At 67.3% G+C, this 1208-nt stretch carries 2 protein-coding genes; both read left to right on the plus strand.

Annotation, left to right across the window (positions count from 1 at the left end):
- The coding region (locus BMW67_RS15800) for a hypothetical protein (protein ID WP_072748567.1) at positions 1-873 on the plus strand (873 nt) is incomplete at its 5' end.
- A gap of 168 nt (positions 874-1041) precedes the next feature.
- Positions 1042-1208, plus strand: a 167-nt coding sequence (locus BMW67_RS15255) for a helix-turn-helix transcriptional regulator (protein ID WP_072748568.1), incomplete at its 3' end; no start/stop codon positions are given.

The following is a 1208-nucleotide window of genomic DNA, read 5'->3' on the forward strand; positions in this document are numbered from 1 at the left end:
GCGCGGGTCTCGGCCCTCGCCCTGGCGCAGATGCGCGGCGCGGGCGAGGCGTTGATGAAAGCGGGGCTCCTCGTGCCGCATGGCAGCAGCACATGCATCGTCGCGGCGGACGATCTTGACGACACGCCCACGCCTGTCATCGCCCACCCCATCACCGGGCATCCGGGTCACCTGGGCAATTGGGCCTGGCAGGACGAGCGCGCGAGCGAGCGCCGCCGCGTCCATGCGTTGGACATGGCGGCAGCAGCTCGGCGAGTTGTCGCCAAGCTCGATTGTTCGCTCGAAAATGACGCGGTGCCGTATCTCGACGACGTGGCGCTGGATTTCGGGACGGCGCGGCTGCCAAGGCGTGCCGCTCGGGTGGGGATATGGGTGGCGCGGGGGCTGACCAGGCCGGAGGGTTTCGCGGCCTTCCGCGAACTCGTCCAGCGTCGGCCATCCGACGGTCTTCGCGTGGTCATCGTTCTCGACCCGCCGGGACGAATGCCCGTTCCGTTCGTCCGGGGTCACGAGCTCGTCGCGCTGGAGGATTTGGTCGAACACGAGGACGGGCTTGCAATTGCCCCCGAAATCCTTGCGGCACGGCTGCTCAAGGGCCCGTCGCACCAGGGGCCTGTCTGGGTCTCCGGCGATGGCGGCGTGCTGATTGTCCACGGCAAATGGCACGAGTTCACCGGCGGCAAGCAGAAGATCGCCGTCGCCATGCTGGCCGAGGCCTGGCTTGACGGCGACCCGGTCCTGCCGGTGGCCCGCATTCTCGAGGAAGCCGAATGCGGGCCTTCGGTGAAGAGATTGAAGGATCTCTTCGGAGGCCACCCGACATGGCGGGAGGTCATTCGGGAAAGCGGCTCCAATTGCTGGCTCGAAGTCTGACGCCGCACAATCCCGGCGATCCGGCCGCCCTTCGGGGCGGCCGTTTTCGTTTTCGGGCGCCTCAAGCCGCATTCCTCCCGTCCCCGCTCCCTCTGACCTCCTCATCTCCTCCCCGCGCATGCCCCAGTTTCCTTCGCAGGCATTCGGCCAAACGCGAAGGAGACGAAGATGTCAGTCACGCATCTCAATCAGGTCGAGCTGGCGGCTCGATGGAAGATCAGTCCGCGCACGCTGGAGCGCTGGCGTTGGAGCGGCGAAGGCCCCGCCTTCATCAAGATCGGCGGCCGGGTCGTGTACCGGCTCGAGGATGTCGAGGCCTACGAGGCGGGCCGGCA

The organism is Oceanicella actignis (genome assembly GCF_900111545.1).
Classification (GTDB): Bacteria; Pseudomonadota; Alphaproteobacteria; order Rhodobacterales; family Rhodobacteraceae; genus Oceanicella; species Oceanicella actignis.